The organism is Enterobacter oligotrophicus, from assembly GCF_009176645.1.
Taxonomy (GTDB): Bacteria; Pseudomonadota; Gammaproteobacteria; order Enterobacterales; family Enterobacteriaceae; genus Enterobacter; species Enterobacter oligotrophicus.
In genome coordinates, this window is the sequence record NZ_AP019007.1 from 1,722,829 (window position 1) to 1,746,976 (window position 24,148).

A 24,148-nucleotide genomic window follows, 5' to 3' on the forward strand; every position below is an offset into this window, starting at 1 on the left:
CGGGCCAATCGGCCCGTTTTTTTTACTGACTGTCTTTCTGGATCTTCTTGATGATGTTGGTGGTTGAACACCCGTCCTCAAAATTGAGCACCATCACCTCACCGCCGTTGGCCCAGACCTCTTCGCTGCCCGCGATTTGCTCCGGTTTGTAATCGCCGCCTTTCACCAGCAGATCCGGCAGAATACCGGCAATCAGGCGCTGCGGCGTGTCTTCTTCAAACGACACCACCCAGTCCACCGCTTCCAGCGCGCCGAGCACAATCATTCGCTGCTCCAGCGGGTTCACCGGCCGCGTTTCGCCTTTAAGACGTTTCGTTGACGCATCACTGTTCACCGCCACAATCAGGCGATCGCCGAGCTTGCGCGCATTCGCCAGGTACGAAACGTGGCCCGCGTGCAGAATGTCGAACACACCGTTGGTCATCACCACTTTCTCACCGCGCTTACGCGCCGCGGCAACGGCCACTTTCAGTTCGTCTTCGCTCATGACGCCAAAACCGGTATCCGCGCGACCGCGCACGGCATTTTCCAGCTCGATTGGTGAAACGGTAGATGTCCCCAGCTTGCCGACCACCACGCCCGCTGCCGCGTTAGCGAAGTAGCACGCTTCTTCAAGGGAGTTGCCCGCCGCCAGCGTTGCCGCCAGCACGCCGATCACCGTATCACCGGCACCGGTCACGTCGTACACTTCCTGCGCCTGAGTCGGCATATGCAGCGGCGCTTTGCCCGGCTGCAGCAGTGTCATCCCCTGCTCGGAGCGGGTCACCAGCAGCGCAGAGAGTTCGAAATCAGCGATGATTTTCATGCCGCGCTCAACCAGCTCTTCTTCGGTTTTGCACTTGCCCGCCACCGCTTCAAACTCAGAAAGGTTTGGCGTCAGCAGCGTCGCGCCACGATAGCGCTCAAAATCGGTGCCTTTCGGGTCGATCAGCACCGGCACACTGGCTTTACGCGCCAGTTGGATCATCGTCTGCACGCTCGCCAGCGCGCCTTTGGCGTAGTCGGACAATACCAGCGCGCCGATATTGCCCAGCGCCTGGTTAATGCGCTCGTGCAACGGCTCAGGATCAACGCCTTCAAACCCTTCTTCAAAATCGAGGCGGATCAGTTGCTGGTTACGCGACAACACGCGCAGCTTGGTAATGGTCGGGTGTGTCGGAACAGAAACGAAGTCACACTTCACGTTCACGTCCGCCAGCGACTTGCTCAGCGCGCGCGCCGCATCGTCGATGCCGGTTAACCCGACCAGACGCGAATGCGCGCCCAGAGAGGCAATGTTCATCGCCACGTTTGCCGCGCCGCCAGGACGCTCCTCAATGGTATCGACTTTAACCACCGGAACGGGTGCTTCCGGGGAGATGCGGCTGGTCGGCCCATACCAGTAGCGATCCAGCATCACATCACCGACAACCATAACTCCAGCACGTTCAAACTCTGGCAGTGTTACTTTCATTCCTGACTCCAGAAAGATTCACAATTTGCGCGCGATAATATCACACTTGTTTTGTTACGCACGGTTCCACCAGCCACTTCTGCCAGCTTGCCGTCACCTGTGCGCGTTCACTGACAAAACAGTCCAGCGGCACGTGGCCCGGCTGCTCCTGCAGGGCGAGGTGATGCAGTTCATCGCGCAGCGTCGTGTAGGCGCGCGTTAAGGCCAGCGCTTCCTGCTCATCCATAATGTCGTTTTGCGCCAGCAGTTCCAGAATGCGCACATTATCAGACCAGCGCGTCAGCTTAGGCTTATCGTGCGCGTGGCGCAGCACCAGGTATTGGGTAATAAACTCAATATCGGTAATCCCGCCTTCATCAGCTTTGATATCAAAGCGATCGCGATGTTTATTGCCTAAATGCGCGCGCATTTTTTCCCGCATTTCTCGCACGTCGGTTTGTAACGTGCTGCCATCACGCACGGTGGTCATGACATCCTTACGAATGGCATCGAACTGCGTTTTAAGCTGCGGATCGCCATACACCACGCGGGCACGCACCAGCGCCTGGTGCTCCCACGTCCAGGCTTCATTTTTCTGATAATCAGCAAAAGATTCCGTTGAGGTCACCAGCATGCCCGCCGCGCCGGACGGACGCAGACGCGCATCCACTTCGTACAAAATACCCGACGAGGTACGGGTACTGAACAGGTGCATGATGCGCTGCGCCAGCCGCAGGTAGAACTGGCGTCCGTCGATTTCACGCTCGCCGTCGGTCATCACATCCACCGGGCAATCATGAAGGAAAATAAGATCCAGATCGGAGCTATACCCCAACTCCCAGCCACCGAGCTTGCCGTAACCCACAACCGCAAAACCGCGCCCTTCACGATCGGTAAGGTGTTTCGGCTGGCCGTAACGCGCCACCATCTGCATCCATGCCTGCTGCACCACGGCGTCGAGGATCGCTTCCGCCAGCCAGGTTAAGTGATCGCTCACTTTCATCACTGGCAGCGTACCGGCGATATCCGCCGCCGCCACGCGCAGCATCTGCGCCTGCTTAAACTGACGCAGCGCTTCAAGCTGTTGCTCTTCATCTTCTTCCGGCACGCGCAGCAGATACTGACGCAACTCGTCGCGGTAGGCATCCGTCGCCGTTGGCTGATAGAGCGTATTGGGATCAAGCAGTTCGTCCAGCAGCAGCGGGTAACGCGCCAGCTTGTTGGCTACCATCGGCGAAGCGGCGCAGAGCGTGATCAGGTGCTTGAGCGCGCCGGGGAACTCACTCAGCAGTTCAAGGTAGGTGGTTCGGGTAATGATCCCGCTCAGCAGCGGCATCATGCGCGACAGTGGCACCGGCGCATCCGCGCGCGAGCAGACATCGCTCAACAGGTGTGGCATCAGGTGATCCAGCACCTGGCGACCGCGTGGGCCAATGGCGCGTTTGTTCAGTTCAAGACGGAAATCGGCGATCAGCGCCACCACGCGGTGACGATCGTCGTCACTTAAATGCGCCAGCACCGGCGTGGTGTCATCTTCCTGAAGCGCATCCTGCCACAGCTCGCGCCAGTGTTCAGAAAGCACATCGTCCTGCGATTCGCTTTCGTCGTCGCCAATCAGATCGTTAAAGATGCGGCGCACGCCCGCCATATGGGCATCCAGCCGTTCGGTCAACGTTGACCAGTCGTCCACGCGCATCCCCCAGGCCAGACGCGCCCGGTTTAGCTCATCGCCTGGCAGAGTCTGGGTCTGCTCGTCATTAATACTTTGCAGCAGGTTTTCCAGACGACGCAGGAACAGGTAGGCGTCCCGCAGCGTTTGCGCATCGCCTTCCGGCAGCAGGTGGAGCTGCTCAATGGCGGCCAGCGTTGGCAGCAGCGAGCGGGACTGCAGCGACGGCTCGCGGCCGCCGCGGATCAGTTGAAAGACCTGGACGATAAATTCGATTTCGCGGATGCCGCCCGCGCCGAGCTTGATGTTGTCTTTCAGACCACGCCGACGGACCTCACGGGCGATCATCCCCTTCATGTTGCGCAGGGACTGAATCACGCTGAAATCGATGTAGCGGCGGAACACGAACGGGCGCAGCATCGCGCGCAGCTCGTTGGCGTAAGCATCATCGCTGTCGCCCATGATCCGCGCTTTGACCATCGCGTAACGCTCCCAGTCGCGCCCCTGCTCCTGGTAATAATCTTCCAGCGCCGCAAAGCTCAGCACCAGCGGGCCGCTGTCGCCAAACGGACGCAGACGCATGTCCACGCGGTAGACGAAACCATCCTGCGTCGGTTGATCCAGCGCTTTAATCAGACGCTGGCCGAGACGGGTAAAGAACTGCGCGTTATCCAGCTCGCGACGACCACCGCGCGTGGAGCCGTTCTCAGGCCAGGCAAAAATCAGGTCGATATCGGAGGAGAAGTTCAGCTCGCAGCCGCCCAGCTTTCCCATCCCCAGAATCAACAGCGGTTGCGGAACCCCATTTTCATTGCACGGCGTGCCCCACTCTTTACAGCAGGCGGCGTAGAGCCAGTCCCGCGCGGCGACAATCAGCGTCTGTGCCAGCTCGCTCAACTGCTGCAGCGTGCTTTCTTCACCGACCAGTTCAAGCGCCTGAGCCCAGGCGATACGTACCATCACCCGGCGACGGAACTGGCGCAAAACGCGCATCAGCGTCGCCTCATCCGTGACCTCTTCCAGCGCGGTTTGCAACCAGCCCGCATAATGCCGCCCCTCATCCGCCTGAGGCGGTGAGCTTTCAAGCTCTGCCAGCCAGTCCGGATTCGCGGTAATACTTTCCTGCACAAAATCACTGAACGTGAGCACGCTTTTCGCCTGCTCGCTGAACGATGACGCCGGTAATGACTCAGGCAGACGTTCGCAAACGGTCTGCCATTGCTGCTGTAACTGTGAAGAAAGCGGCATTATAGGGTTCCTTGCCAGTATTAACGTTTTCCGCTGTGCAGCCAGAACGGCTCCTGCGAAATGGCCTCATTACGGAAATGCTCAATCTCAATATGCTGACGGGTTTCGATGGCATGTTTCAGCCCCTGCCAGTTCTCCAGCCAGGCCTGCGCTTTGACTTCATCATACGCACCGGACAACAGCAGCATGCTGTCGATATTGCGAGCAAGACGGGGAAGCTGGTCGCTATACTGATCGCCCAGCGGATGGGCAAAGGTCGTTCTCAGCTCCGCCGCATGGCGTGAAAGATGGATGTCGGCGAAACGTTTGAAGTTATCCGCAATTTTGGTCTGCGCTTTCGCATCCAGGAACGTGCGCCAGCCGCGCGTTACCAGAAACTCGGTCAAGGCCAGTTTTGCCGTGGCGGTTTGCGGGCTGTAGATTGCCGTCTGAGCCGATACATCAGAGAGCATCAGCGTCTCGGTCTGCGTCAGCAGATCACGTAAGTGAGCGCTTGCTTTGCGAGGAACGATACCGCCGAACAGCGCCAGGGTATGGCGCACCAGGCCAATCGCCGCCAGCACGTGGGTTTTCGCATTTTTTACGTTACGCGCCCACAGCTCTTCATGGTATTGCCACTGAGAGAGCGCCAGCTCCAGCGCGGCTTCCATACCCTGCTCGATGGTGGCTTTCGGTGCAACGTGCAAGATCGTCGTCTCTTTCAGCACACGTGGCGTATTTCCAGCGGCCAGGTGATACCCGCGCGCCGCCTTGCTCAGGCTGCCCTGGCGCAAACCAGACTGATTCACCAGCTTGCGAGCCAGCTTCAGCACGTCATTTGCCTCGCCTTCCAGCAGCTCAAGCTCCAGCTCACAAATCGGCTCCTGGTATTCACCCGCTTTCACATCGCCCAGGTCGAGCGCAATTTCAATACGGCTTTTCCCTTCTGTCACCAGCCATTTCTCACGCCAGAAATCGGTGCTGAACAGCGGCTGCACCTCTGCAGACAAGGTTTCCGGCAGCTTACCCTCAGGCCAGACGTCTGCCGGGAAACGGTCCAGCTCAAGTTCTGGCTTACTGATGTCGATATTATATTCCGGACGCTGGTGCAAACCACCGACCACGCGGCCGGCGATTTTCATCGTCATCTCGTAACGCCCGCTGGCCCCCCGGATGCGCAGCCCCCTGTCGTGACGGCGCAGCCAGTTGTCTGGCGTTTCGTAATAGATGTTGAGAAGCTGTACCGGTTCATGGTGCTCGCTGGAAAGCGTGTGCAGATGCTGACGGAGTGCGTCAACGCTGTCTTTTTCGACGATAAATTTTAATTCGATTTCTTGAGCCATAGCCTTGTACTTTTGCGTGCGTCACAGACGCGTCGATGAAGGCGAACTTCCTCGCCATTTATTTGTCAGTACATAGTATTTTGCGCCAAATTGCCACGCAATGAGCAATTTGACGGGCGTAAAAGTTTAAAGCAGTGGAAACCAGGACACAGATGATTCCGATTGATGATGAATCCTTTGCGTAGAGACACTGTTGCCACTACTATCGTTCCACTTTTTATGAAAATAACGACTGATATGCTTAAATTACGCCTGATTGGACTTACTTTACTCGCTTTTAGCGCCGCAACCGCGGTCCACGCTGAAGAGAAACGTTACGTTTCTGACGAACTGAACACCTGGGTACGCAGCGGTCCCGGAGATAATTATCGCCTCGTGGGTACGGTTAATGCCGGCGAGGAAGTCACGCTGTTACAGACCAATGCAGACACCAACTATGGCCAGGTTCGCGACAGCACCGGCCGCACCTCCTGGATACCCCTGAAAGAGCTGAGCAACGTGCCCAGCCTGCGCACCCGCGTGCCGGATCTGGAAAACCAGGTCAAAACCCTGACCGACAAGCTGAACAATATTGACGGTACATGGAATCAGCGCACTGCAGAAATGCAGCAGAAAGTGGCGCAGAGCGACAGCGTGATCAGTGGTCTGAAGGACGAAAACCAGAAGCTGAAAAACGAGCTGATTGTCGCGCAGAAGAAAGTGAATGCCGCTAACCTGCAGCTTGATGACAAGCAGCGCACCATCATCATGCAGTGGTTTATGTATGGCGGCGGCGTGCTGGGCGTAGGCCTGGTGCTGGGTCTGGTGCTTCCTCACCTCATTCCAAGCCGCAAGCGTAAAGACCGCTGGATGAACTAACTCGTCTTCTCTGCCACACTTACGTATTATCCTGGAAAAGAGAAAAGGGAGTGTTGGTGTGAAGAGTTATCTGGTCGGTGGTGCGGTACGTGATGCGTTGTTAGGTCTGCCGGTCAAAGATAAGGACTGGGTTGTGGTGGGTGCCACGCCCGAAGCGATGCTTGACGCGGGCTACCAGCAGGTAGGCCGCGATTTTCCTGTGTTTCTTCACCCGAAAAGCCGTGAAGAGTACGCCCTGGCGCGCACCGAACGAAAATCCGGTTCAGGTTATACCGGCTTTACCTGCTATGCCGCGCCAGACGTGACGCTGGAGCAAGATCTCCTGCGCCGCGATCTCACCATTAACGCGCTGGCGCAAGACGAAGACGGCCAGATTATCGACGCCTACGGTGGCCAGGACGATCTGCGCAACCGTCTTTTACGTCACGTCTCGCCTGCTTTTTCTGAAGATCCGCTCCGCGTGCTGCGCGTGGCGCGTTTCGCTGCCCGTTACGCACACCTTAGCTTCCGCATTGCCGATGAGACGATGGCGCTGATGACGGCGATGACCGAAGCGGGTGAACTGGCGCACCTGACGCCAGAACGCGTCTGGAAAGAGACGGAAAACGCGCTTACCACACGCAATCCGCAGGTCTATTTCCAGGTATTGCGCGACTGCGGTGCGCTGAAGGTGCTGTTCCCGGAAGTGGATAAACTGTTTGGCGTTCCGGCTCCGGCGAAATGGCACCCGGAAATTGACACCGGTATTCATACCCTGATGACGCTGAGCATGGCCGCCATGCTCAGCCCGGACGTGGACGTGCGTTTTGCGACCCTCTGCCACGATCTCGGTAAGGGATTAACCCCGAAAGAATTCTGGCCCCGCCATCACGGGCACGGTCCGGCAGGCGTGAAGCTGGTCGAAGGGCTTTGCCAGCGTCTGCGCGTACCGAACGAGATCCGTGACCTGGCAAAACTGGTGGCGGAATTCCACGACCTGATCCATACCTTCCCGATCCTGAAACCGGCCACCATCGTGAAGCTGTTCGATAACATCGACGCCTGGCGCAAGCCTCAGCGCGTAGAGCAGATTGCGCTGACCAGCGAGGCGGACGTGCGCGGACGCACCGGATTTGAAGCCAGTGATTACCCGCAGGGACGTTTGCTGCGCGAAGCGTGGAAAGTGGCAAAAGCGGTGCCAACGAAAGACGTGGTCGACGCTGGATTTAAAGGGCCGGAGATTCGGGAAGAGCTGACGAAACGGCGGATTGATGCGGTAGCGGCGTGGAAGGAACAGCGTTGCCCTCAGCCGAAAGACTGAGGGCTGGTTGGTCAGAAGAAGACCACGTAGACGGCTGCCGCCACAATAAAGCGGTAGATCGCGAACGGAATAAACGAGATACGCTTAATCAACTGCAGGAAGGTTTTAATCGCAATCAGCGCCACGATAAAGGCGGTGACAAAGCCCACGGCGAACATCGGGATATCGCCCACGGTCAGGAAGCCAATGCTTTTGTAGAGATCCAGCGCGGTGGCCCCCATCATCATCGGCACCGCCAGCAGGAACGAAAACTCCGAGGCCGCATAACGGCTCACGCCCATCAGCATCCCGCCAGAGATTGTTGCCCCTGAGCGCGAGAAGCCCGGCCACAGAGCCAGACACTGGAAGCAGCCAATCATAAACGCCTGGCGATACGTCATATCGTCCAGACCTTCCGCACGCGGCGTTTTCGGCTTCAGCATTTCCGCAGCGATCAGCAGGAAGCCACCGACCACCAGCGCGTACATCACGTTGATTGGGTTAAACAGCGATTTGATGGTGTCATGGAAAATCAGCCCCAGCACTACCGCCGGGATCATCCCAAGCAGAATATGGATAAGCGTCAGACGGCCTTTGCTTTCCCCTTCGCGCTGCGGCAGACGACCAAAGTGAATGCCAATCAGACCAAACAGACGACGCCAGAACATCACCACGACGGCCAGAATAGAACCCAACTGAATCACCACTTCGAATGTTTTTGCCGTGTCGCCCTCAAACCCCAACAGATGGCCAACAATAATCATATGGCCCGTACTGGAAACCGGCAAAAACTCCGTCAATCCTTCGACCACACCCAGTATTGCCGCCACCAGCAGCGAGTGCATATCGCTCATCTATAAACCCCTAAAAAAATATAAAAAAACGGTGTCCACCAGGGCTACCGTGAAAGATACAGCTTTAAGACCGGTATAACAGAAAATGGTTTAGCGATTATGACGTTAAATCTTTGCTTTCAGATTTTTGCCACGCTCAATAATCACACCCACATTGGCCGCGCGCGCCACCGCCCCCGGCTTGCTCAGCTTGATGCGCACCCACGGTGAGTTGAACTTGCTCAGCAGCAGTTCAGCCACTTCTTCTGCCACACGCTCCACCAGCGCAAAACGTTGCCCTTCTACGTGGCCGATGACCGTTTCACTGATATCGGCATAGCTCAGACAGTCATTCACGTCATCGCTTTTTGCGGACTTACGGTTATCCCAGCCCATTTCGATATCGAACACCAGCTTTTGCTCGATGGTCTGTTCCCAGTCGTAAACACCGATAGTGGTGATTACCGAAAGTTGCTCTATAAATACAATATCCATCACGACCTGCCTGCTTTTTGGCTAAACCGGATACCACTTCCGGCGAATTATGCGTATTATCCACAGATGCTGAGAATACAGATACATTTTCAAAACGGAACAGCGTTATGAGTGCAATCGCGCCTGGAATGATCCTCCTTGCCTACCTTTGCGGCTCAATCTCCAGCGCCATTCTGGTCTGCCGCATCGCCGGATTGCCTGACCCACGCGAAAGTGGCTCCGGGAACCCAGGGGCGACCAATGTACTACGAATTGGCGGCAAGGGAGCAGCCGTAGCGGTTTTGATTTTTGATGTTCTGAAAGGGATGCTTCCCGTCTGGGGCGCGTATGCACTGGGCGTCACGCCATTCTGGCTGGGGCTGATTGCTATCGCGGCCTGCGTCGGTCATATCTGGCCGGTATTCTTCGGTTTTAAAGGTGGTAAAGGCGTGGCCACCGCCTTTGGTGCCATAGCGCCTATCGGCTGGGACCTCACCGGCGTGATGGCCGGGACCTGGCTGCTGACGATTCTTCTGAGTGGCTACTCGTCGCTGGGTGCGATTGTCAGCGCGCTGATCGCGCCGTTCTACGTGTGGTGGTTCAAACCCCAGTTCACTTTCCCGGTGTCGATGCTCTCCTGCCTGATCCTGCTGCGTCATCACGACAACATCCAGCGCTTGTGGCGTCGCCAGGAAACCAGGATCTGGACAAAACTCAAGCGAAAGAAGAAAGACGCTAAATAAATAGTTATGCCTTATAACCAAATGTGATTTTGGTCACCTTCTGCCTGTGGTAACTGTTAGGTACACAACACAACCACATAAAAAAGAAAATGGCAGAAATCACAGACACTACTCCCCTTTCAACGGCAGGAAATACCCCGGATGGCGACATCAAGTGGGTACGCAGCGCATCGGATGTCTCACGTCTCGTTAATGACGGTTCTCAGGGTCGGGCCAATGCCCGTATCGTGGTCGGTATCGCATTAGGCGGTATTTTCCTTGATGCATACGACCTCGGCGCGCTGGCCTTCGGCATCAAAGACATTACCCGCGAATTTAACCTGACACCGGCAGGTACCGGCATGGTGGCCTCGGCGATTACGTTTGGTGCCATTGTCGGGGCGCTGCTGGGCGGCTATCTCACCGACAAAATCGGGCGCTACCGCGTCTTTATGGCTGACATGGTGTTCTTCGTCGTAGCGGCCATCGCCTGTGCGCTGGCTCCGAATGAATATGTCCTGGCGGGCGCGCGTTTTGTGATGGGCCTCGGTGTAGGGATCGACCTTCCCGTGGCAATGGCGTTTCTGAGCGAATTCGCCAGGCTGAAAGGCCCAGGCAACAAAGCCTCAAGCGTCGCAATGTGGTGCCCCACCTGGTATGCGGCAATCAGTATCTCTTATCTGCTGGTGCTCTTCTTCTATGCCGTGCTCCCCGAAAGCCACAGCGACTGGCTCTGGCGCTTGATCCTCGGTTTCGGTGCGGTACCGGCGCTGGTGATTATCGCCATCCGTAGCCGCTACATGAGTGAGTCCCCGGTCTGGGCGGCGAATCAGGGGAACCTGAAAGAGGCAGCGTCCATCTTGCGGCAGTCATATAACATCAACGCCCACGTGCCGCAGGATGCGCTCAGCCAGCCAGCACCTGTCGTCAACAAGGCAAAATGGTCAAACTACCTGAATCTGTTCCGCGGCATCTATTTACGGCGCACGACGCTGGCTACCTTGCTGTCGGTTGTCTCCTCATTCGCCTATAACGCCGTTGCCTTTGGTCTGCCGGTGATCATCTCCAGCTTTTTTGTGCAGTCGATGCTGACCACCATTCTGATCTCGCTGGCGCTTAACCTGCTGTTTGCGTTTGTCGGTGGCCTGCTGGCGGTGCGCTATGTTCCGCGCTTCGGTGCGTGGCGGATGTCGCTTGCGGGTTATGCCTGCCAGCTTGTTGCCCTGCTCGGGCTGGCGCTCATTGGCCGCCCGGAAGGATCAACCGAAGGCGTTCTCGCCGTCGCGATGCTGGCGCTGTTCCTGTTTGGTCAGGGCTTTGGGCCGGGGGCGCACACCATGACGTTTGCCTCTCTGAGCTACCCGACCTCGCTACGCGGCGTGGGCGTCGGCTTAAACCAGACGCTGATGCGCAGCAGTTCAACGCTCTCACTGTTCCTGTTCCCGCTGCTGGTCGCCTCGCTGGATACCGCCGTGTTCTGGGTGATCGCCCTGGCACCGTTTATCGGCCTGGCGTCACTGCTGGCGATCCGCTGGGAGCCGTCCGGCTATGACGTGGATGCGGAGGATTATCGCTAGCCTTTCTTGCCGGGTGGCGCTGCGCTTACCCGGCCTACAATACACCACGATAACAATAAATTGCGTATCCCCTGTAGGCCCGTGCAAGCGTAGCGCCGCCGGGCGAAACTCACAAAATGCACATTATCAACAGTCTGAAACTGGCTCACATGAGCCGGTTTTTTTATCCATAAGCGACTCATATGACAGCCTTCATTTCCTCCAGGGCATACTGAAACGACCCCGATGATGCGCAGATGGATGCAGCATGTTAGCAGCTCAGGTCACTGATAATACGTATAAAGGCTGGCAGGCCTCGCTTGCCCTGCAGTTTTGTCACACCCCTGAGAAAACCCTCCTGCACTCTGCTCACCACGTCGGGCCTCTTACCGTCCAGCGTCCGTTTTATCCCGAAGGCGAAACCTGCCACCTCTATCTGCTGCACCCACCAGGCGGGATTGTCGGCGGCGATACGCTGGATATTTCTGTTCGGCTGGATGGCAAAAGCCACGCGCTTGTCACCATGCCCGGTGCCAGTAAGTTCTATCGCAGCAGCGGCCCGCTGGCTTGTCTGACCCAGCATTTTTACCTCGACGAAGATGCCACGCTGGAGTGGCTGCCGCAGGACACCATTATCTTTCCCGGCGCGAATGCCGCGCTGCGTTCCGTCTTTCACCTGCGCGCCTCCAGCACATTGCTGGCGTGGGAGCTTTACTGCCTCGGTCGCCCGGTGATTAACGAAACTTTCAGTCACGGCACGCTTGAGAGCCGCCTTGAAGTCTGGCTTGAGGATGAACCCTTACTGATTGAGCGCCAGCATCTCAGCGGTGGCGATCTGACGTCCGTCGCCGGGCACCCGTGGGTCGGCACGCTGTTGTTCTATCCGGCGACGGAAAACCATCTTGACACAGTGCGAGAGTGGCTCACTCCGCTGGACAAATTTTCCGGCGCTACCCTCACCGACGGCCTGCTGTCGGTGCGATTTCTCTCCCACGACAACCTGATTTGCCAGCGGGTGATGCGCGATATCTGGCAGTCGCTTCGCCCGCTTTTAACCACCAAAACCGCCTGTTCACCGCGTATCTGGCAGACATAAGAGAAACGTTATGGAACTGACCCCCAGAGAAAAAGACAAGCTGTTGCTGTTTACCGCCGCGCTGGTTGCCGAACGTCGACTCGCGCGCGGGGTAAAACTCAATTACCCGGAATCGGTCGCGTTGATCAGCGCCTTTATTATGGAAGGCGCGCGCGATGGCGAAACTGTCGCGTCGTTAATGGAGGCAGGTCGTCATGTCCTGACGCGCGATCAGGTGATGGAGGGCGTGCCGGAGATGATCCCGGATATCCAGGTAGAAGCCACCTTCCCGGACGGATCAAAGCTCGTCACCGTTCACAACCCGATCGTGTAAGGAGATTGCAATGATCCCAGGCGAATACCAGATCAAACCCGGAAACATCCCCATCAATGTCGGGCGTGAAACGCAAATCGTGATCGTCGAAAACCACGGTGACAGGCCGATCCAGGTGGGCTCGCACTACCACTTTTACGAGGTCAACCCGGCGCTGAAATTCGACAGGGAAGCCGTTAAAGGCTTCCGGCTGAATATTCCGGCGGGCACTGCCGTGCGTTTTGAACCCGGCCAGAAGCGCGAAGTGACGCTGGTTCGGGTCACCGGCGCGCAGCGCATTGTCGGCTTTCGCGGTGAGGTGATGGGCGAGGTGAAAAATGGCTGAGATTTCCCGTCAGGCGTATGCCGATATGTTCGGCCCCACTACAGGGGATAAAGTGCGGCTGGCCGACAGCGAGCTGTGGATCGAAGTGGAAAACGATCTCACGATCTACGGCGAAGAGGTTAAGTTCGGCGGCGGAAAAGTGATCCGCGACGGCATGGGCCAAGGGCAGATGACGGCTGTCGACTGCGTGGATCTGGTGCTGACCAACGCGCTGATTGTCGATCACTGGGGGATCGTGAAAGCCGATATCGGCGTGAAGAACGGGCGGATCTTCGCAGTCGGCAAAGCCGGAAACCCGGATATCCAGCCCGGCGTGACGATCCCGATTGGTGCCGCGACGGAAGTGATCGCCGCCGAAGGGAAGATCGTCACCGCGGGCGGGATCGACACCCACATTCACTGGATCTGCCCGCAGCAGGCGGAAGAGGCGCTGGTCTCCGGCGTCACCACCATGATCGGCGGCGGTACCGGGCCGGCGGCTGGCACCAACGCCACCACCTGCACGCCGGGGCCGTGGTATATCGCCCGCATGCTGCAGGCTGCGGATACATTGCCGGTGAATATCGGTCTGCTCGGCAAAGGTAATGGCTCGAACCCTGATGCCCTGCGCGAGCAAATCGCGGCGGGCGCGATCGGGCTGAAAATCCACGAAGACTGGGGCGCGACGCCAGCGGCGATCAACTGCTCGCTGGAGGTGGCCGAAGAGATGGACATTCAGGTGGCGCTGCACAGCGACACGCTGAACGAGTCCGGATTTGTCGAAGACACGCTGGCCGCCATCGGCGGGCGCACCATCCACACCTTCCACACCGAAGGGGCGGGCGGCGGCCATGCGCCGGATATCATCACCGCCTGCGCGCACCCGAATATTTTGCCCTCCTCCACCAACCCGACGCTGCCGTACACGGTGAATACCATCGACGAGCATCTCGACATGCTGATGGTGTGTCACCACCTTGACCCGGATATCGCAGAAGATGTGGCCTTCGCCGAATCGCGCATTCGCCGCGAAACTATCGCCGCTGAAGACGTGCTGCACGATATCGGCGCGTTCTCGCTCACCTCGTCAGACTCCCAGGCAATGGGCCGCGTGGGGGAAGTGATTATCCGCACCTGGCAGGTGGCGCACCGCATGAAAATCCAGCGCGGCGCGCTGCCGGAAGAGACGGGCGATAACGATAACTTCCGCGTGAAGCGCTACGTCGCCAAATACACCATCAACCCGGCGCTCACTCACGGCATCGCCCATGAAGTGGGATCGATTGAAGCGGGCAAGCTGGCGGATCTGGTGGTCTGGTCCCCGGCGTTCTTTGGCGTCAAACCCGCCACCATTGTCAAAGGCGGGATGATCGCCTGCGCGCCGATGGGGGATATCAACGCGTCCATCCCCACGCCGCAGCCGGTGCATTACCGTCCGATGTTTGGCGCGCTGGGTGCCGCGCGTCACGCCACCCGTCTGACGTTTATCTCGCAGGCGGCTGACGCGCAGGGGATACCGCAGCAGCTCAACCTGCAGAGCGCAACTGCCGTGGTGAAAGGCTGCCGGACGGTGAAAAAGGCGGACATGATCCACAACGACCTGCAGCCGAATATCACCGTTGACTCTCAAACCTACGAGGTGCGTGTTGACGGTGAACTGATTACCAGCGAACCGGCTGACGTACTGCCGATGGCGCAACGCTATTTCCTGTTTTGAGGAGTGATGATGATCTATTTAACTCAACGTCTGGACCACGCCCACCCCGTCACCGCCAGCGTGACGCTGCCGATTGATGTGCGGGTGAAAAGCCGCGCCCGCGTGGCGCTGAACGATGGACGCGAAGCGGGGCTGATGCTGCCGCGCGGTCTGCTGCTGCGCGGCGGGGATCTGCTAACCACCGACGACGGCAGCGAGGTGATTGAAGTGATCGCTGCAGCAGAGTCGGTCTCCGTGGTGCGCTGCGCCGATCCGTTCCTGCTCGCCCGCGCCTGCTATCACCTGGGCAACCGCCACGTGCCGCTGCAGATCATGCCCGGTGAACTGCGCTATCACCACGACCACGTTCTCGACGATATGCTGCGCCAGTTCGGGCTGGAAGTGGCATTCGCCAACCTGCCGTTTGAACCGGAAGCGGGCGCTTACACCAGCGATGCCCACAGCCATAGTCACTCTCACGCTCATTCACATTAAGGATTACCCATGCGTAAGTATTTACCCTTGCTCCTTCTGGCCTTTTCCCTTCCGGCGCTGGCGCATCCGGGGCACGGTGCCGACAGTTTTCAGGCTGGTTTTTTCCATCCGTTAACGGGCCTCGATCACCTGCTGATGCTGACAGGCGCAGGCGTACTTTCTGCGCTGAGCGGCCGCAAGCTGCTGCTGCCGTTTGCCACCCTCGGCATGATGCTGACAGGTGCGGTCGCAGGCAGCCTGCTCGGTGGCTTTAGCGGCATGGAGATGCTGATTATCGCCTCGCTGGCGGTCTGCGGCGTGATGATGTTTAAAACCGAAAACCGCCTGCTGCTGGCGGTGCCTGCGCTGGCGATGTTCCACGGCTGGGCGCACGGCGTGGAGATGTCCGGCCACAGCTTCTGGCTCTTCACCAGCGGGTTTATGTTCGCCAGCGCCACGGTGCTGTGCGCGAGTTTCGCCGCAGGGTTACTACTGCGCCGCCACGACGGGCTGCGTAAAACCTTCGGCGGTGGGCTGATCGTCTCTGCCCTGCTGGCGCTGATGAGCTGATGGAGCACGCCCGACAGTGGCTGCGTCTGATGCAGCTCTCCAGCAGCAGCCTGCCGATCGGATCGTTTACCTGGTCGCAGGGGCTGGAGTGGGCCGTTGAGGCGGGCTGGGTGACGAACGTCGATGCCTTCAAACGCTGGCAAACCCAGCAGATGGAGCAGAGCTTTTTCTGCGTCGATTTGCCACTTTTCCTTCGTCTTTATCAGGCCTGCAAGCAGCAGGATCTGGCGGCGGCAAAACGCTGGACGGCATACCTGCTCGCCTGCCGGGAAACGCGCGAACTGCGCGAAGAAGAACGTAATCGCGGTATGGCCTTTACCCGGCTGGTCAAAAGCTGGGAGCCGGACTGCCCCACAGCGTGGCTGCCGCTGTTTATGCAAAGCCAGCTCACGGGTATGGCCTGGCTCGGCGTGCACTGGGGCATTGGTGCGCGCGAGCTGGCGCTGAGCCTGGGCTACAGCTGGATTGAGAGCGCGGTGATGGCGGGCGTCAAGCTCGTGCCGTTTGGGCAGCAGGCCGCGCAGCAGCTGATTATCGATCTGAGCGACCATTTCGCCGCCGGGCTTGAACAGGCATTTTTGCGTGGCGACGACGCGCTGGGTGCGGCAACGCCGCTTTCCGCCATCGCCTCTGCCCGCCACGAAACACAATATTCACGGTTATTCCGTTCCTGAGGAGTCAACATGGCTGATTACAAACATCCCCTGCGCGTGGGCGTGGGCGGCCCGGTAGGGTCGGGCAAAACGGCACTGCTGGAAGCGCTCTGCAAGGCAATGCGTGACACGTATCACCTGGCAGTGGTGACCAACGATATCTATACCAAAGAGGATCAGCGCATTCTCACTGAAGCGGGCGCGCTGGAGCCGGAGCGCATCGTGGGCGTGGAGACCGGCGGCTGCCCGCACACCGCCATCCGGGAAGATGCGTCGATGAATCTGGCGGCCGTTGAAGCGTTAAGCGAGAAGTTCGGCAATCTGGATCTGATCTTCGTGGAAAGCGGCGGCGACAACCTGAGCGCCACGTTCAGCCCGGAGCTGGCGGATCTGACTATCTACGTGATCGACGTGGCTGAAGGGGAGAAGATCCCACGCAAAGGCGGGCCGGGGATCACCAAATCCGATTTTCTGGTGATCAACAAAACCGATCTCGCGCCATACGTGGGTGCCTCGCTGGAGGTGATGGAGCGCGATACTAACCGCATGCGCGGCGAGCGTCCGTGGACGTTTACCAACCTGAAAGCGGGTGACGGTCTGGCGACGATTATTGCGTTTCTGGAAGAGAAAGGGATGCTGCGGGTGTAGTGTGGTTTATTGCCGGGTGGCGGCTTCGCCTGACCGGGCCTACGGTTTTGTAGGCCCGGTAAGCGCAGCGCCACCGGGCAAAAAAAACTCACGCCTCCGGCAGCTCCGCCAGCGGCCAGCGCGGACGCACGGACACGCTCAGGTCGGACGTCGCACCCGCATTCAGGCGCACCATCCCGGCGTAGGCGATCATCGCTCCGTTATCGGTACAAAACTCCGGACGGGCGTAGAACACTTCCCCGCGACGTTTTTGCATCATCCCGGCGAGTTTCGCACGCAGCGTGCGGTTGGCGCTCACGCCGCCCGCCATCACCAGGCGTTTGAAACCGGTCTGGTCCAGCGCACGCTTGCACTTGATCATCAGCGTATCCACCACCGCGTCTTCGAACGCACGGGCGATATCAGCACGCGTCTGCTCGCTGTCGTCGTTATTACGAATCGTATTCGCCGCGAACGTTTTCAGGCCGGAGAAGCTGAAATCCAGCCCCGGACGGTCGGTCATCGGACGTGGGAAGACAAAACGCCCTTCCGTGCCCTGAGACGCCATTTTAGACAGCATCGGACCACCGGGATAATCCAGACCCAGCAGCTTGGCGGTTTTATCGAAGGCTTCACCGGCCGCGTCGTCGATCGACTCGCCCAGCAGCTCATACTTGCCAATGCCCGTTACGCTAATCAACTGGGTATGACCGCCGGAGACCAGCAGCGCCACAAACGGGAATTCAGGCGGGTTCTCTTCCAGCATCGGTGCCAGAAGGTGCCCTTCCATATGGTGGACCGGAATAGCCGGAACATCCCACGCGAACGCCAGCGAACGACCTACCGTTGCGCCGACCAGCAGCGCACCCACCAGGCCAGGGCCTGCGGTATACGCCACGGCATTAATATCGGTTGAACGCAACCCGGCCTCTTTCAGCGCCGCCTGAATCAGCGGAACCGTTTTACGCACGTGGTCACGAGAGGCCAGTTCAGGCACGACGCCGCCGTAGTCAGCGTGCAATTTCACCTGACTATACAGTTGGTTGGCCAGAAGCCCTTTTTCGTCGTCGTAAATGGCGATGCCGGTTTCATCGCAGGATGTTTCAATACCCAGTACACGCATGAGTTGTTTTACCTCGCTTCAATACCGCGCAGTGTAGGGCCAATGCGGATCGATGTAAAACTTTGTTCGCCCCAGGAAGAAGGCTCGTGTATACTCCTCACCCTTATTAAAGTCCCTTTCAAAATCGCATCGGTGCTTTACAAAGCAGCAGCATTTGCAGTAAAATTCCGCACCATTTTGAAATAAGCTGGCGTTGATGCCAGCGGCAAACCGAATTTATCAAAGGTGAGAGTTACATGCCGGTAATTAAAGTACGTGAAAACGAGCCGTTCGACGTAGCACTGCGTCGCTTCAAACGTTCATGCGAGAAAGCAGGTGTTCTGGCTGAAGTTCGTCGTCGTGAGTTTTATGAAAAACCAACGACCGAACGTAAGCGCGCTAAGGCTTCTGCTGTGAAACGTCACGCGAAGAAACTGGCTCGCGAAAACGCACGCCGTACTCGTCTGTACTAATCAATTGAGGGCCTCAGCCCTCAATTACAGACAGAGTAATAGTCGTAAGGCCGTGCTTCCGGAAGGAATGCGCGGCTTGTTTTCGTTTATGAGTAGCTAAAAATTCACGGGGCATATGGCTGGACGAATCCCACGCGTTTTCATCAATGACCTGCTGGCGAGGACCGACATCGTCGATCTCATCGATGCGCGGGTGAAGCTGAAAAAGCAGGGCAAGAACTACCATGCGTGCTGTCCGTTTCATAACGAAAAAACCCCCTCTTTCACCGTAAACGGTGAAAAGCAGTTTTACCATTGCTTCGGCTGTGGCGCACACGGGAATGCCGTCGATTTTTTGATGAACTACGACAAGCTCGAGTTCGTTGAAACCGTCGAAGAGCTGGCGGCGATGCATAACCTTGAAGTGCCGTATGAAGCAGGCAGCGGGCCAAGCCAGATAGAGCGCCACCAACGGCAAACGCTGTATCAGCTAATGGACGGCCTGAATTCGTTTTACCAACAGTCTCTTAAGCACGCTGCTGCTGAGCCTGCGCGTCAGTATCTGAACAAGCGCGGACTGAGCGATGATGTGATTGCGCGTTTCGCTATTGGTTACGCCCCGCCCGGCTGGGACAACGTGTTAAAACGTTTTGGCGGCAATAGCGAAGATCGTAAATCACTGGTTGATGCAGGCATGCTGGTCACTAACGACCAGGGACGAAGCTACGACCGCTTCCGTGAACGGGTGATGTTCCCGATCCGCGATAAGCGTGGCCGGGTGATAGGTTTTGGTGGACGTGTGCTGGGCGATGCCCTGCCGAAGTACCTCAACTCCCCGGAAACCGATATTTTCCATAAGGGCCGCCAGCTTTATGGTCTTTATGAGGCGCAGCAGGATAATGCGGAACCTCCGCGCCTTCTGGTCGTCGAAGGCTATATGGACGTCGTTGCACTGGCGCAGTACGACATTAACTACGCGGTTGCGTCGTTAGGTACGTCCACGACGGCGGATCACATCCAACTGCTGTTCCGCGTGACGAACAACGTGATTTGTTGTTACGACGGTGACCGCGCAGGACGCGACGCCGCCTGGCGAGCGCTGGAAACCGCGCTACCCTATATGACCGACGGGCGTCAGCTGCGTTTTATGTTCCTGCCCGACGGTGAAGACCCGGATACGCTGGTGCGTAAAGAGGGTAAAGCGGCGTTTGAAGCGCGGATGGAGCAGGCTCAGCCGCTCTCCACGTTTTTGTTTAACAGCCTGATGCCGCAGGTCGATTTGAGTACCCCTGACGGGCGCGCGCAGCTCAGCACGCTGGCGCTGCCGTTAATCAGCCAGGTGCCCGGCGAAACGCTGCGCATTTATCTGCGTCAGGAGTTAGGCAACAAGCTCGGCATTCTGGATGACAGCCAGCTTGAACGTTTAATGCCTAAACACGCTGAAAACGGCACGGTACGCCCCGCGCCTCAGCTAAAACGCACAACCATGCGTATACTGATAGGGTTACTGGTACAAAACCCTGAACTTGCTCCGCAAGTGCCGTCGCTGGCGGGTTTGAACCACGAAAAATTGCCCGGACTTGGCTTATTTTCAGAACTGGTCAACACTTGTCTGTCTCAGCCAGGTCTGACCACCGGACAACTTTTAGAACATTATCGCGGCACAAAAGAGGCCGCTACCCTTGAAAAACTGTCGATGTGGGACGATATAGCAGATAAGGACATTGCAGAAAAAACGTTCACCGACTCACTCAACCATATGTTTGATTCGATGCTTGAGTTGCGCCAGGAAGAGCTGATTGCTCGCGAGCGCACACATGGCTTAAGCAGCGAAGAACGCCGGGAACTCTGGATGATTAACCAGGAACTGGCGAAGAAATAAGTGAAAGACAAAAGTATTTAACGGCTTAAGTGCCGAATATCGATCGGGAAGCCCCCGGCAGCCGCACTGAGAGGCAGCGGCAAAAATATAAGTACGCCCTCGCTTTAAAGGTTGGCAAATCATCGCCGACACCAATCAAACGAATTAAGTGTGGATACCGTCTTATGGAGCAAAACCCGCAGTCACAGCTGAAACTTCTTGTCCAACGCGGTAAGGAGCAAGGCTATCTGACCTATGCCGAGGTCAATGACCATCTGCCGGAAGATATCGTCGACTCAGATCAGATCGAAGACATCATCCAAATGATCAATGACATGGGCATTCAGGTGATGGAAGAAGCACCGGATGCCGATGATCTGTTGCTGGCTGAAACCTCCAACAACACTGATGAAGATGCGGAAGAAGCTGCTGCACAGGTACTGTCCAGCGTGGAATCTGAAATCGGGCGCACCACTGACCCGGTCCGCATGTACATGCGCGAAATGGGCACCGTTGAACTGTTGACCCGCGAAGGCGAAATCGACATTGCGAAACGCATTGAAGACGGGATCAACCAGGTTCAGTGCTCTGTTGCCGAATACCCGGAAGCGATCACCTATCTGCTGGAGCAGTACGATCGCGTTGAAGCGGAAGAAGCTCGTCTGTCTGACCTGATCACCGGCTTCGTTGATCCGAACGCTGAAGAAGATATGGCACCAACCGCCACTCACGTCGGCTCTGAACTGTCTCAGGAAGAGATGGATGACGATGAAGACGAAGATGAAGAAGAAGACGACGACAGCAGCGACGACGACAACAGCATCGACCCTGAGCTGGCGCGCGAGAAGTTTGCTGAGTTGCGTACACAATACGAACTGGCCCGTGACACCATCAAGGCGAAAGGCCGCAGCCACGCAGCCTCGCAAGAAGAGATCCTGAAGCTGTCTGAGGTGTTCAAACAGTTCCGTCTGGTGCCAAAACAGTTCGACTACCTGGTTAACAGCATGCGCGTCATGATGGATCGCGTGCGTACCCAGGAACGCATCATCATGAAGCTGTGTGTTGAACAGTGCAAAATGCCGAAGAAGAATTTTATTACCCTCTTCACCGGCAACGAAACCAGCGAAACCTGGTTCAACGCCGCTATCGCGATGAACAAGCCGTGGTCTGAAAAACTGCACGACGTAAAAGAAGACGTGCATCGTGGCCTGCAGAAGTTGCAGCAGATTGAAGAAGAGACCGGCCTGACCATTGAGCAGGTGAAAGACATCAACCGTCGCATGTCCATCGGTGAAGCGAAAGCCCGCCGTGCGAAGAAAGAGATGGTTGAAGCGAACTTACGTCTGGTTATCTCTATCGCCAAGAAATACACCAACCGTGGCTTGCAGTTCCTGGATCTGATTCAGGAAGGCAACATCGGTCTGATGAAAGCGGTCGATAAGTTTGAATACCGTCGTGGTTACAAGTTCTCCACTTACGCGACATGGTGGATCCGTCAGGCGATCACCCGCTCTATCGCAGACCAGGCGCGCACCATCCGTATTCCGGTGCATATGATTGAGACGATCAACAAGCTCAACCGTATCTCTCGTCAGATGCTGCAGGAGATGGGTCGCGAGCCGACGCCAGAAGAGCTGGCTGAGCGTATGCTGATGCCGGAAGACAAAATCCGTAAAGTGCTGAAGATCGCCAAAGAGCCTATCTCCATGGAAACACCGATTGGTGATGATGAAGATTCGCATCTGGGTGATTTCATCGAGGATACCACCCTCGAGCTGCCGCTGGACTCTGCCACCACCGAGAGCCTGCGTGCCGCAACGCACGACGTCCTGGCTGGTCTGACCGCTCGTGAAGCAAAAGTGCTGCGTATGCGTTTCGGTATCGATATGAACACCGACCACACGCTGGAAGAAGTGGGTAAACAGTTCGACGTTACCCGCGAACGTATCCGTCAGATCGAAGCGAAGGCGCTGCGTAAACTGCGCCACCCAAGCCGCTCTGAAGTACTGCGTAGCTTCCTGGACGACTAATCCAGGTAAACAGCAAAAAGCTCCCAATCGGGAGCTTTTTTTTTGTTTATTCCCTCTCCCTTTGGGAGAGGGACAGGGTGAGAGCATCAGGCCGCAGAGGACTATAGCCCCCGCACTATCAGCGCTTCATCCAGTTCCCGATACGCCTCCACCAGCTTATCCAGCGTCGCTCTGTTCAGCCCGCTCGGGTTCGGCAGCACCCATACCTGCGTCACCCCAACAGAGATACTCTGCTTGCCCCACTGCACACCGCGCTGGCTGAACGCCTGCTCATAGGCCTGCTTGCCCAGGATCGCCAGCGCGGCAGGCTGGTAATCTTCAATCTTTTTGATCAGTTCCCGCCCGCCGCTGCGCAGTTCATGCAGGTTCACTTCACTCGCCTGCACTGTGGGACGTTCCACCAGCATTGTAATCCCGCAGCGCGTATCCAGCAGTTGCTGTTCCTCTTCTGGCTTTAGCAGCCTGTCGGTAAATCCCGCCTGATGGATCACCTTCCAGAAGCGATTTCCCGGATGAGCGAAGTGAAAACCGGTGTGCGCCGAAGACTTACCAGGGTTGATGCCGCAGAACACTACCCGCAGGCCAGGGGCCAGAATATCGTTGATCATGCTTACTCCCGATCTATACGTCGTTATGGAAGTATAAAGGATTGATTATGCGTTGTTTATAAAAACAGCAGGCAGGTGTGAATGGCTGGATTGCTGAGGGGAGTTACTTTATAATTCACCGCCACGGCCCCTTAGCTCAGTGGTTAGAGCAGGCGACTCATAATCGCTTGGTCGCTGGTTCAAGTCCAGCAGGGGCCACCAAATTTTAGCCTTAAAATCATATAATTAAGCCACTTCGACGAGTGGCTTTTTTGTTAGCTCATTTTTGAGTGGCGATGAAATGGCGGTGGTTTTTCACGTACTTTTACTTTTAAAGGACGATCTCTCATGAAAAAACCTTTATTAGCTCTGTTACTAATCACATCTCAGAGCGCATTCGCGGACAAAATACCCAAATCCATCGACAATCTGATAGCTGGTTATGATACCAGGACTCATGTACTGGAAGATGGTGAGCTGACCGTCAGATACAACAAGCAAGCATTAATGATAGACGCTGCAAAATCCATGTTCAGTTCGATATGCGATGACTATTTTATGAACAAGTGGAATCCAGAGACAATCAAAAAAATCACTCTATGGAATGTCACGTCCAATCAGGGTTACAAAATAAATGGCGGTGGGATTGAGTGTAAAAAAACTGGTTCCATGGACTTCAAGCAAGCTGAAGAATACAGAACCAGTTTAATCGAAAAAATGTAAACCCTATCAGTGGTTTTAAAAGTTCATATGGCCCTGCCCTCCCGTTGATGGGTGTGGTGTGGCATAATCAATTAGGTTGGGAGTAGTAATGTATCTCACAACGGTTTCATGAGTAACAAATGTAGCGCCACAGTTAATATTTTGGCACTGACAATAACGTTCTTTTGTCTGGTCCGATACCCTAAAGCTGCTTCTTGTATGCGCTGCGTGTCCACATTTAGGGCAATTCATCATAATCAGAACCTCATTTGACGTTTTATAATTCAC

24 protein-coding genes and 1 tRNA gene are annotated in these 24,148 nt (G+C 56.7%); 17 read left to right on the forward strand and 8 right to left on the reverse strand.

What is annotated here, in order from left to right:
- Positions 1-22: 22 nt before the first annotated feature.
- The 3 genes from hldE to EoCCA6_RS08195 are packed head-to-tail and all read right to left on the reverse strand — an operon-like array spanning position 23 to position 5,671.
- Positions 23-1,453 (reverse strand): bifunctional D-glycero-beta-D-manno-heptose-7-phosphate kinase/D-glycero-beta-D-manno-heptose 1-phosphate adenylyltransferase HldE, encoded by a 1,431-nt coding sequence (gene hldE / locus EoCCA6_RS08185; RefSeq protein WP_047347819.1) that lies wholly within the window; start codon positions 1,451-1,453, stop codon positions 23-25.
- A 40-nt stretch (positions 1,454-1,493) separates the two neighbouring features.
- Positions 1,494-4,349, reverse strand: coding sequence for a bifunctional [glutamate--ammonia ligase]-adenylyl-L-tyrosine phosphorylase/[glutamate--ammonia-ligase] adenylyltransferase (gene glnE / locus EoCCA6_RS08190; protein ID WP_152082264.1), 2,856 nt, complete (start codon positions 4,347-4,349; stop codon positions 1,494-1,496).
- 20 nt (positions 4,350-4,369) lie between these two features.
- Complete coding sequence (locus EoCCA6_RS08195) at positions 4,370-5,671, reverse strand: CYTH domain-containing protein (protein ID WP_152082265.1); 1,302 nt, start codon at positions 5,669-5,671, stop codon at positions 4,370-4,372.
- Between the two features lie 237 nt (positions 5,672-5,908).
- Here EoCCA6_RS08195 and EoCCA6_RS08200 point away from each other — a divergent pair, with 237 nt between their 5' ends.
- Both EoCCA6_RS08200 and EoCCA6_RS08205 read left to right on the forward strand, forming a co-directional pair.
- Positions 5,909-6,529, forward strand: coding sequence for a TIGR04211 family SH3 domain-containing protein (locus EoCCA6_RS08200; RefSeq protein ID WP_152082266.1), 621 nt, complete (start codon positions 5,909-5,911; stop codon positions 6,527-6,529).
- Between the two features lie 58 nt (positions 6,530-6,587).
- Positions 6,588-7,829 carry a multifunctional CCA addition/repair protein gene (locus EoCCA6_RS08205; RefSeq protein WP_152082267.1) on the forward strand — a complete coding sequence of 414 codons (1,242 nt, stop codon included), beginning with the start codon at positions 6,588-6,590 and terminating at the stop codon, positions 7,827-7,829.
- An 11-nt stretch (positions 7,830-7,840) separates the two neighbouring features.
- Here the strand turns inward: EoCCA6_RS08205 and bacA are convergent, their stop codons facing one another.
- Entirely contained in the window at positions 7,841-8,662 is an 822-nt protein-coding gene (gene bacA, locus EoCCA6_RS08210; RefSeq protein WP_152082268.1) for an undecaprenyl-diphosphate phosphatase, read from the reverse strand.
- A gap of 105 nt (positions 8,663-8,767) precedes the next feature.
- Complete coding sequence (folB, locus tag EoCCA6_RS08215) at positions 8,768-9,136, reverse strand: bifunctional dihydroneopterin aldolase/7,8-dihydroneopterin epimerase (RefSeq protein WP_152082269.1); 369 nt, start codon at positions 9,134-9,136, stop codon at positions 8,768-8,770.
- Between the two features lie 107 nt (positions 9,137-9,243).
- On the opposite strand from folB, the gene plsY reads away from it, so the two are divergent.
- From plsY to ureG, 10 genes are all read left to right on the forward strand, one after another.
- Positions 9,244-9,858, forward strand: coding sequence for a glycerol-3-phosphate 1-O-acyltransferase PlsY (plsY, locus tag EoCCA6_RS08220; protein WP_152082270.1), 615 nt, complete (start codon positions 9,244-9,246; stop codon positions 9,856-9,858).
- Between the two features lie 89 nt (positions 9,859-9,947).
- Positions 9,948-11,414 carry an MFS transporter gene (locus EoCCA6_RS08225; RefSeq protein ID WP_152082271.1) on the forward strand — a complete coding sequence of 489 codons (1,467 nt, stop codon included), beginning with the start codon at positions 9,948-9,950 and terminating at the stop codon, positions 11,412-11,414.
- Between the two features lie 247 nt (positions 11,415-11,661).
- Complete coding sequence (locus EoCCA6_RS08230) at positions 11,662-12,489, forward strand: urease accessory protein UreD (RefSeq protein WP_152082272.1); 828 nt, start codon at positions 11,662-11,664, stop codon at positions 12,487-12,489.
- A 10-nt stretch (positions 12,490-12,499) separates the two neighbouring features.
- Complete coding sequence (locus tag EoCCA6_RS08235; protein ID WP_003862556.1) at positions 12,500-12,802, forward strand: urease subunit gamma; 303 nt, start codon at positions 12,500-12,502, stop codon at positions 12,800-12,802.
- A gap of 10 nt (positions 12,803-12,812) precedes the next feature.
- Positions 12,813-13,127 (forward strand): urease subunit beta, encoded by a 315-nt coding sequence (locus EoCCA6_RS08240; protein ID WP_152082273.1) that lies wholly within the window; start codon positions 12,813-12,815, stop codon positions 13,125-13,127.
- Positions 13,120-14,823, forward strand: a complete 1,704-nt coding sequence (ureC, locus tag EoCCA6_RS08245) for an urease subunit alpha (RefSeq protein WP_152082274.1) — start codon at positions 13,120-13,122, stop codon at positions 14,821-14,823. Before EoCCA6_RS08240 ends, ureC begins: the two co-directional genes overlap by 8 nt.
- Positions 14,824-14,832: 9 nt before the next feature.
- The gene (gene ureE, locus EoCCA6_RS08250) at positions 14,833-15,297 is read left to right on the forward strand and encodes an urease accessory protein UreE (protein ID WP_152082275.1); all 465 of its coding nucleotides are present in this window, start codon (positions 14,833-14,835) and stop codon (positions 15,295-15,297) included.
- Between the two features lie 9 nt (positions 15,298-15,306).
- On the forward strand, positions 15,307-15,846 hold the full coding sequence (locus EoCCA6_RS08255) for a HupE/UreJ family protein (protein WP_152082276.1): 540 nt from the start codon (positions 15,307-15,309) through the stop codon (positions 15,844-15,846).
- Positions 15,846-16,520, forward strand: a complete 675-nt coding sequence (locus tag EoCCA6_RS08260; RefSeq protein WP_152082277.1) for an urease accessory protein UreF — start codon at positions 15,846-15,848, stop codon at positions 16,518-16,520. The genes EoCCA6_RS08255 and EoCCA6_RS08260 overlap by 1 nt, the downstream gene beginning before the upstream one ends.
- A 9-nt stretch (positions 16,521-16,529) precedes the next feature.
- Positions 16,530-17,147, forward strand: a complete 618-nt coding sequence (ureG, locus tag EoCCA6_RS08265) for an urease accessory protein UreG (protein WP_014071813.1) — start codon at positions 16,530-16,532, stop codon at positions 17,145-17,147.
- Positions 17,148-17,235: 88 nt separating this feature from the next.
- Here the strand turns inward: ureG and tsaD are convergent, their stop codons facing one another.
- Positions 17,236-18,249, reverse strand: coding sequence for a tRNA (adenosine(37)-N6)-threonylcarbamoyltransferase complex transferase subunit TsaD (gene tsaD, locus EoCCA6_RS08270; protein WP_152082278.1), 1,014 nt, complete (start codon positions 18,247-18,249; stop codon positions 17,236-17,238).
- A 236-nt stretch (positions 18,250-18,485) separates the two neighbouring features.
- Here tsaD and rpsU point away from each other — a divergent pair, with 236 nt between their 5' ends.
- The 3 genes from rpsU (at position 18,486) to rpoD (ending at position 22,571) form a co-directional block, all read left to right on the forward strand.
- Positions 18,486-18,701 (forward strand): 30S ribosomal protein S21, encoded by a 216-nt coding sequence (rpsU, locus tag EoCCA6_RS08275; RefSeq protein WP_001144069.1) that lies wholly within the window; start codon positions 18,486-18,488, stop codon positions 18,699-18,701.
- 115 nt (positions 18,702-18,816) lie between these two features.
- The gene (gene dnaG, locus EoCCA6_RS08280; protein ID WP_152082279.1) at positions 18,817-20,562 is read left to right on the forward strand and encodes a DNA primase; all 1,746 of its coding nucleotides are present in this window, start codon (positions 18,817-18,819) and stop codon (positions 20,560-20,562) included.
- 164 nt (positions 20,563-20,726) lie between these two features.
- Positions 20,727-22,571 (forward strand): RNA polymerase sigma factor RpoD, encoded by a 1,845-nt coding sequence (gene rpoD, locus EoCCA6_RS08285; protein ID WP_152082280.1) that lies wholly within the window; start codon positions 20,727-20,729, stop codon positions 22,569-22,571.
- Between the two features lie 101 nt (positions 22,572-22,672).
- On the opposite strand, the gene mug is transcribed toward rpoD, so the two are convergent.
- Positions 22,673-23,179 (reverse strand): G/U mismatch-specific DNA glycosylase, encoded by a 507-nt coding sequence (mug, locus tag EoCCA6_RS08290; protein ID WP_152082281.1) that lies wholly within the window; start codon positions 23,177-23,179, stop codon positions 22,673-22,675.
- A 125-nt stretch (positions 23,180-23,304) separates the two neighbouring features.
- Here mug and EoCCA6_RS08295 point away from each other — a divergent pair.
- Both EoCCA6_RS08295 and EoCCA6_RS08300 read left to right on the forward strand, forming a co-directional pair.
- Positions 23,305-23,380, forward strand: a tRNA-Ile gene (locus EoCCA6_RS08295).
- Positions 23,381-23,506: 126 nt separating this feature from the next.
- Positions 23,507-23,881: a hypothetical protein gene (locus tag EoCCA6_RS08300; protein WP_152082282.1), complete on the forward strand. Its 375-nt coding sequence runs from the start codon at positions 23,507-23,509 to the stop codon at positions 23,879-23,881.
- A gap of 15 nt (positions 23,882-23,896) precedes the next feature.
- Here EoCCA6_RS08300 and EoCCA6_RS08305 read toward each other — a convergent pair whose 3' ends face one another.
- On the reverse strand, positions 23,897-24,115 hold the full coding sequence (locus tag EoCCA6_RS08305) for an ogr/Delta-like zinc finger family protein (RefSeq protein WP_152082283.1): 219 nt from the start codon (positions 24,113-24,115) through the stop codon (positions 23,897-23,899).
- Between the last annotated feature and the right edge of the window lie 33 nt (positions 24,116-24,148).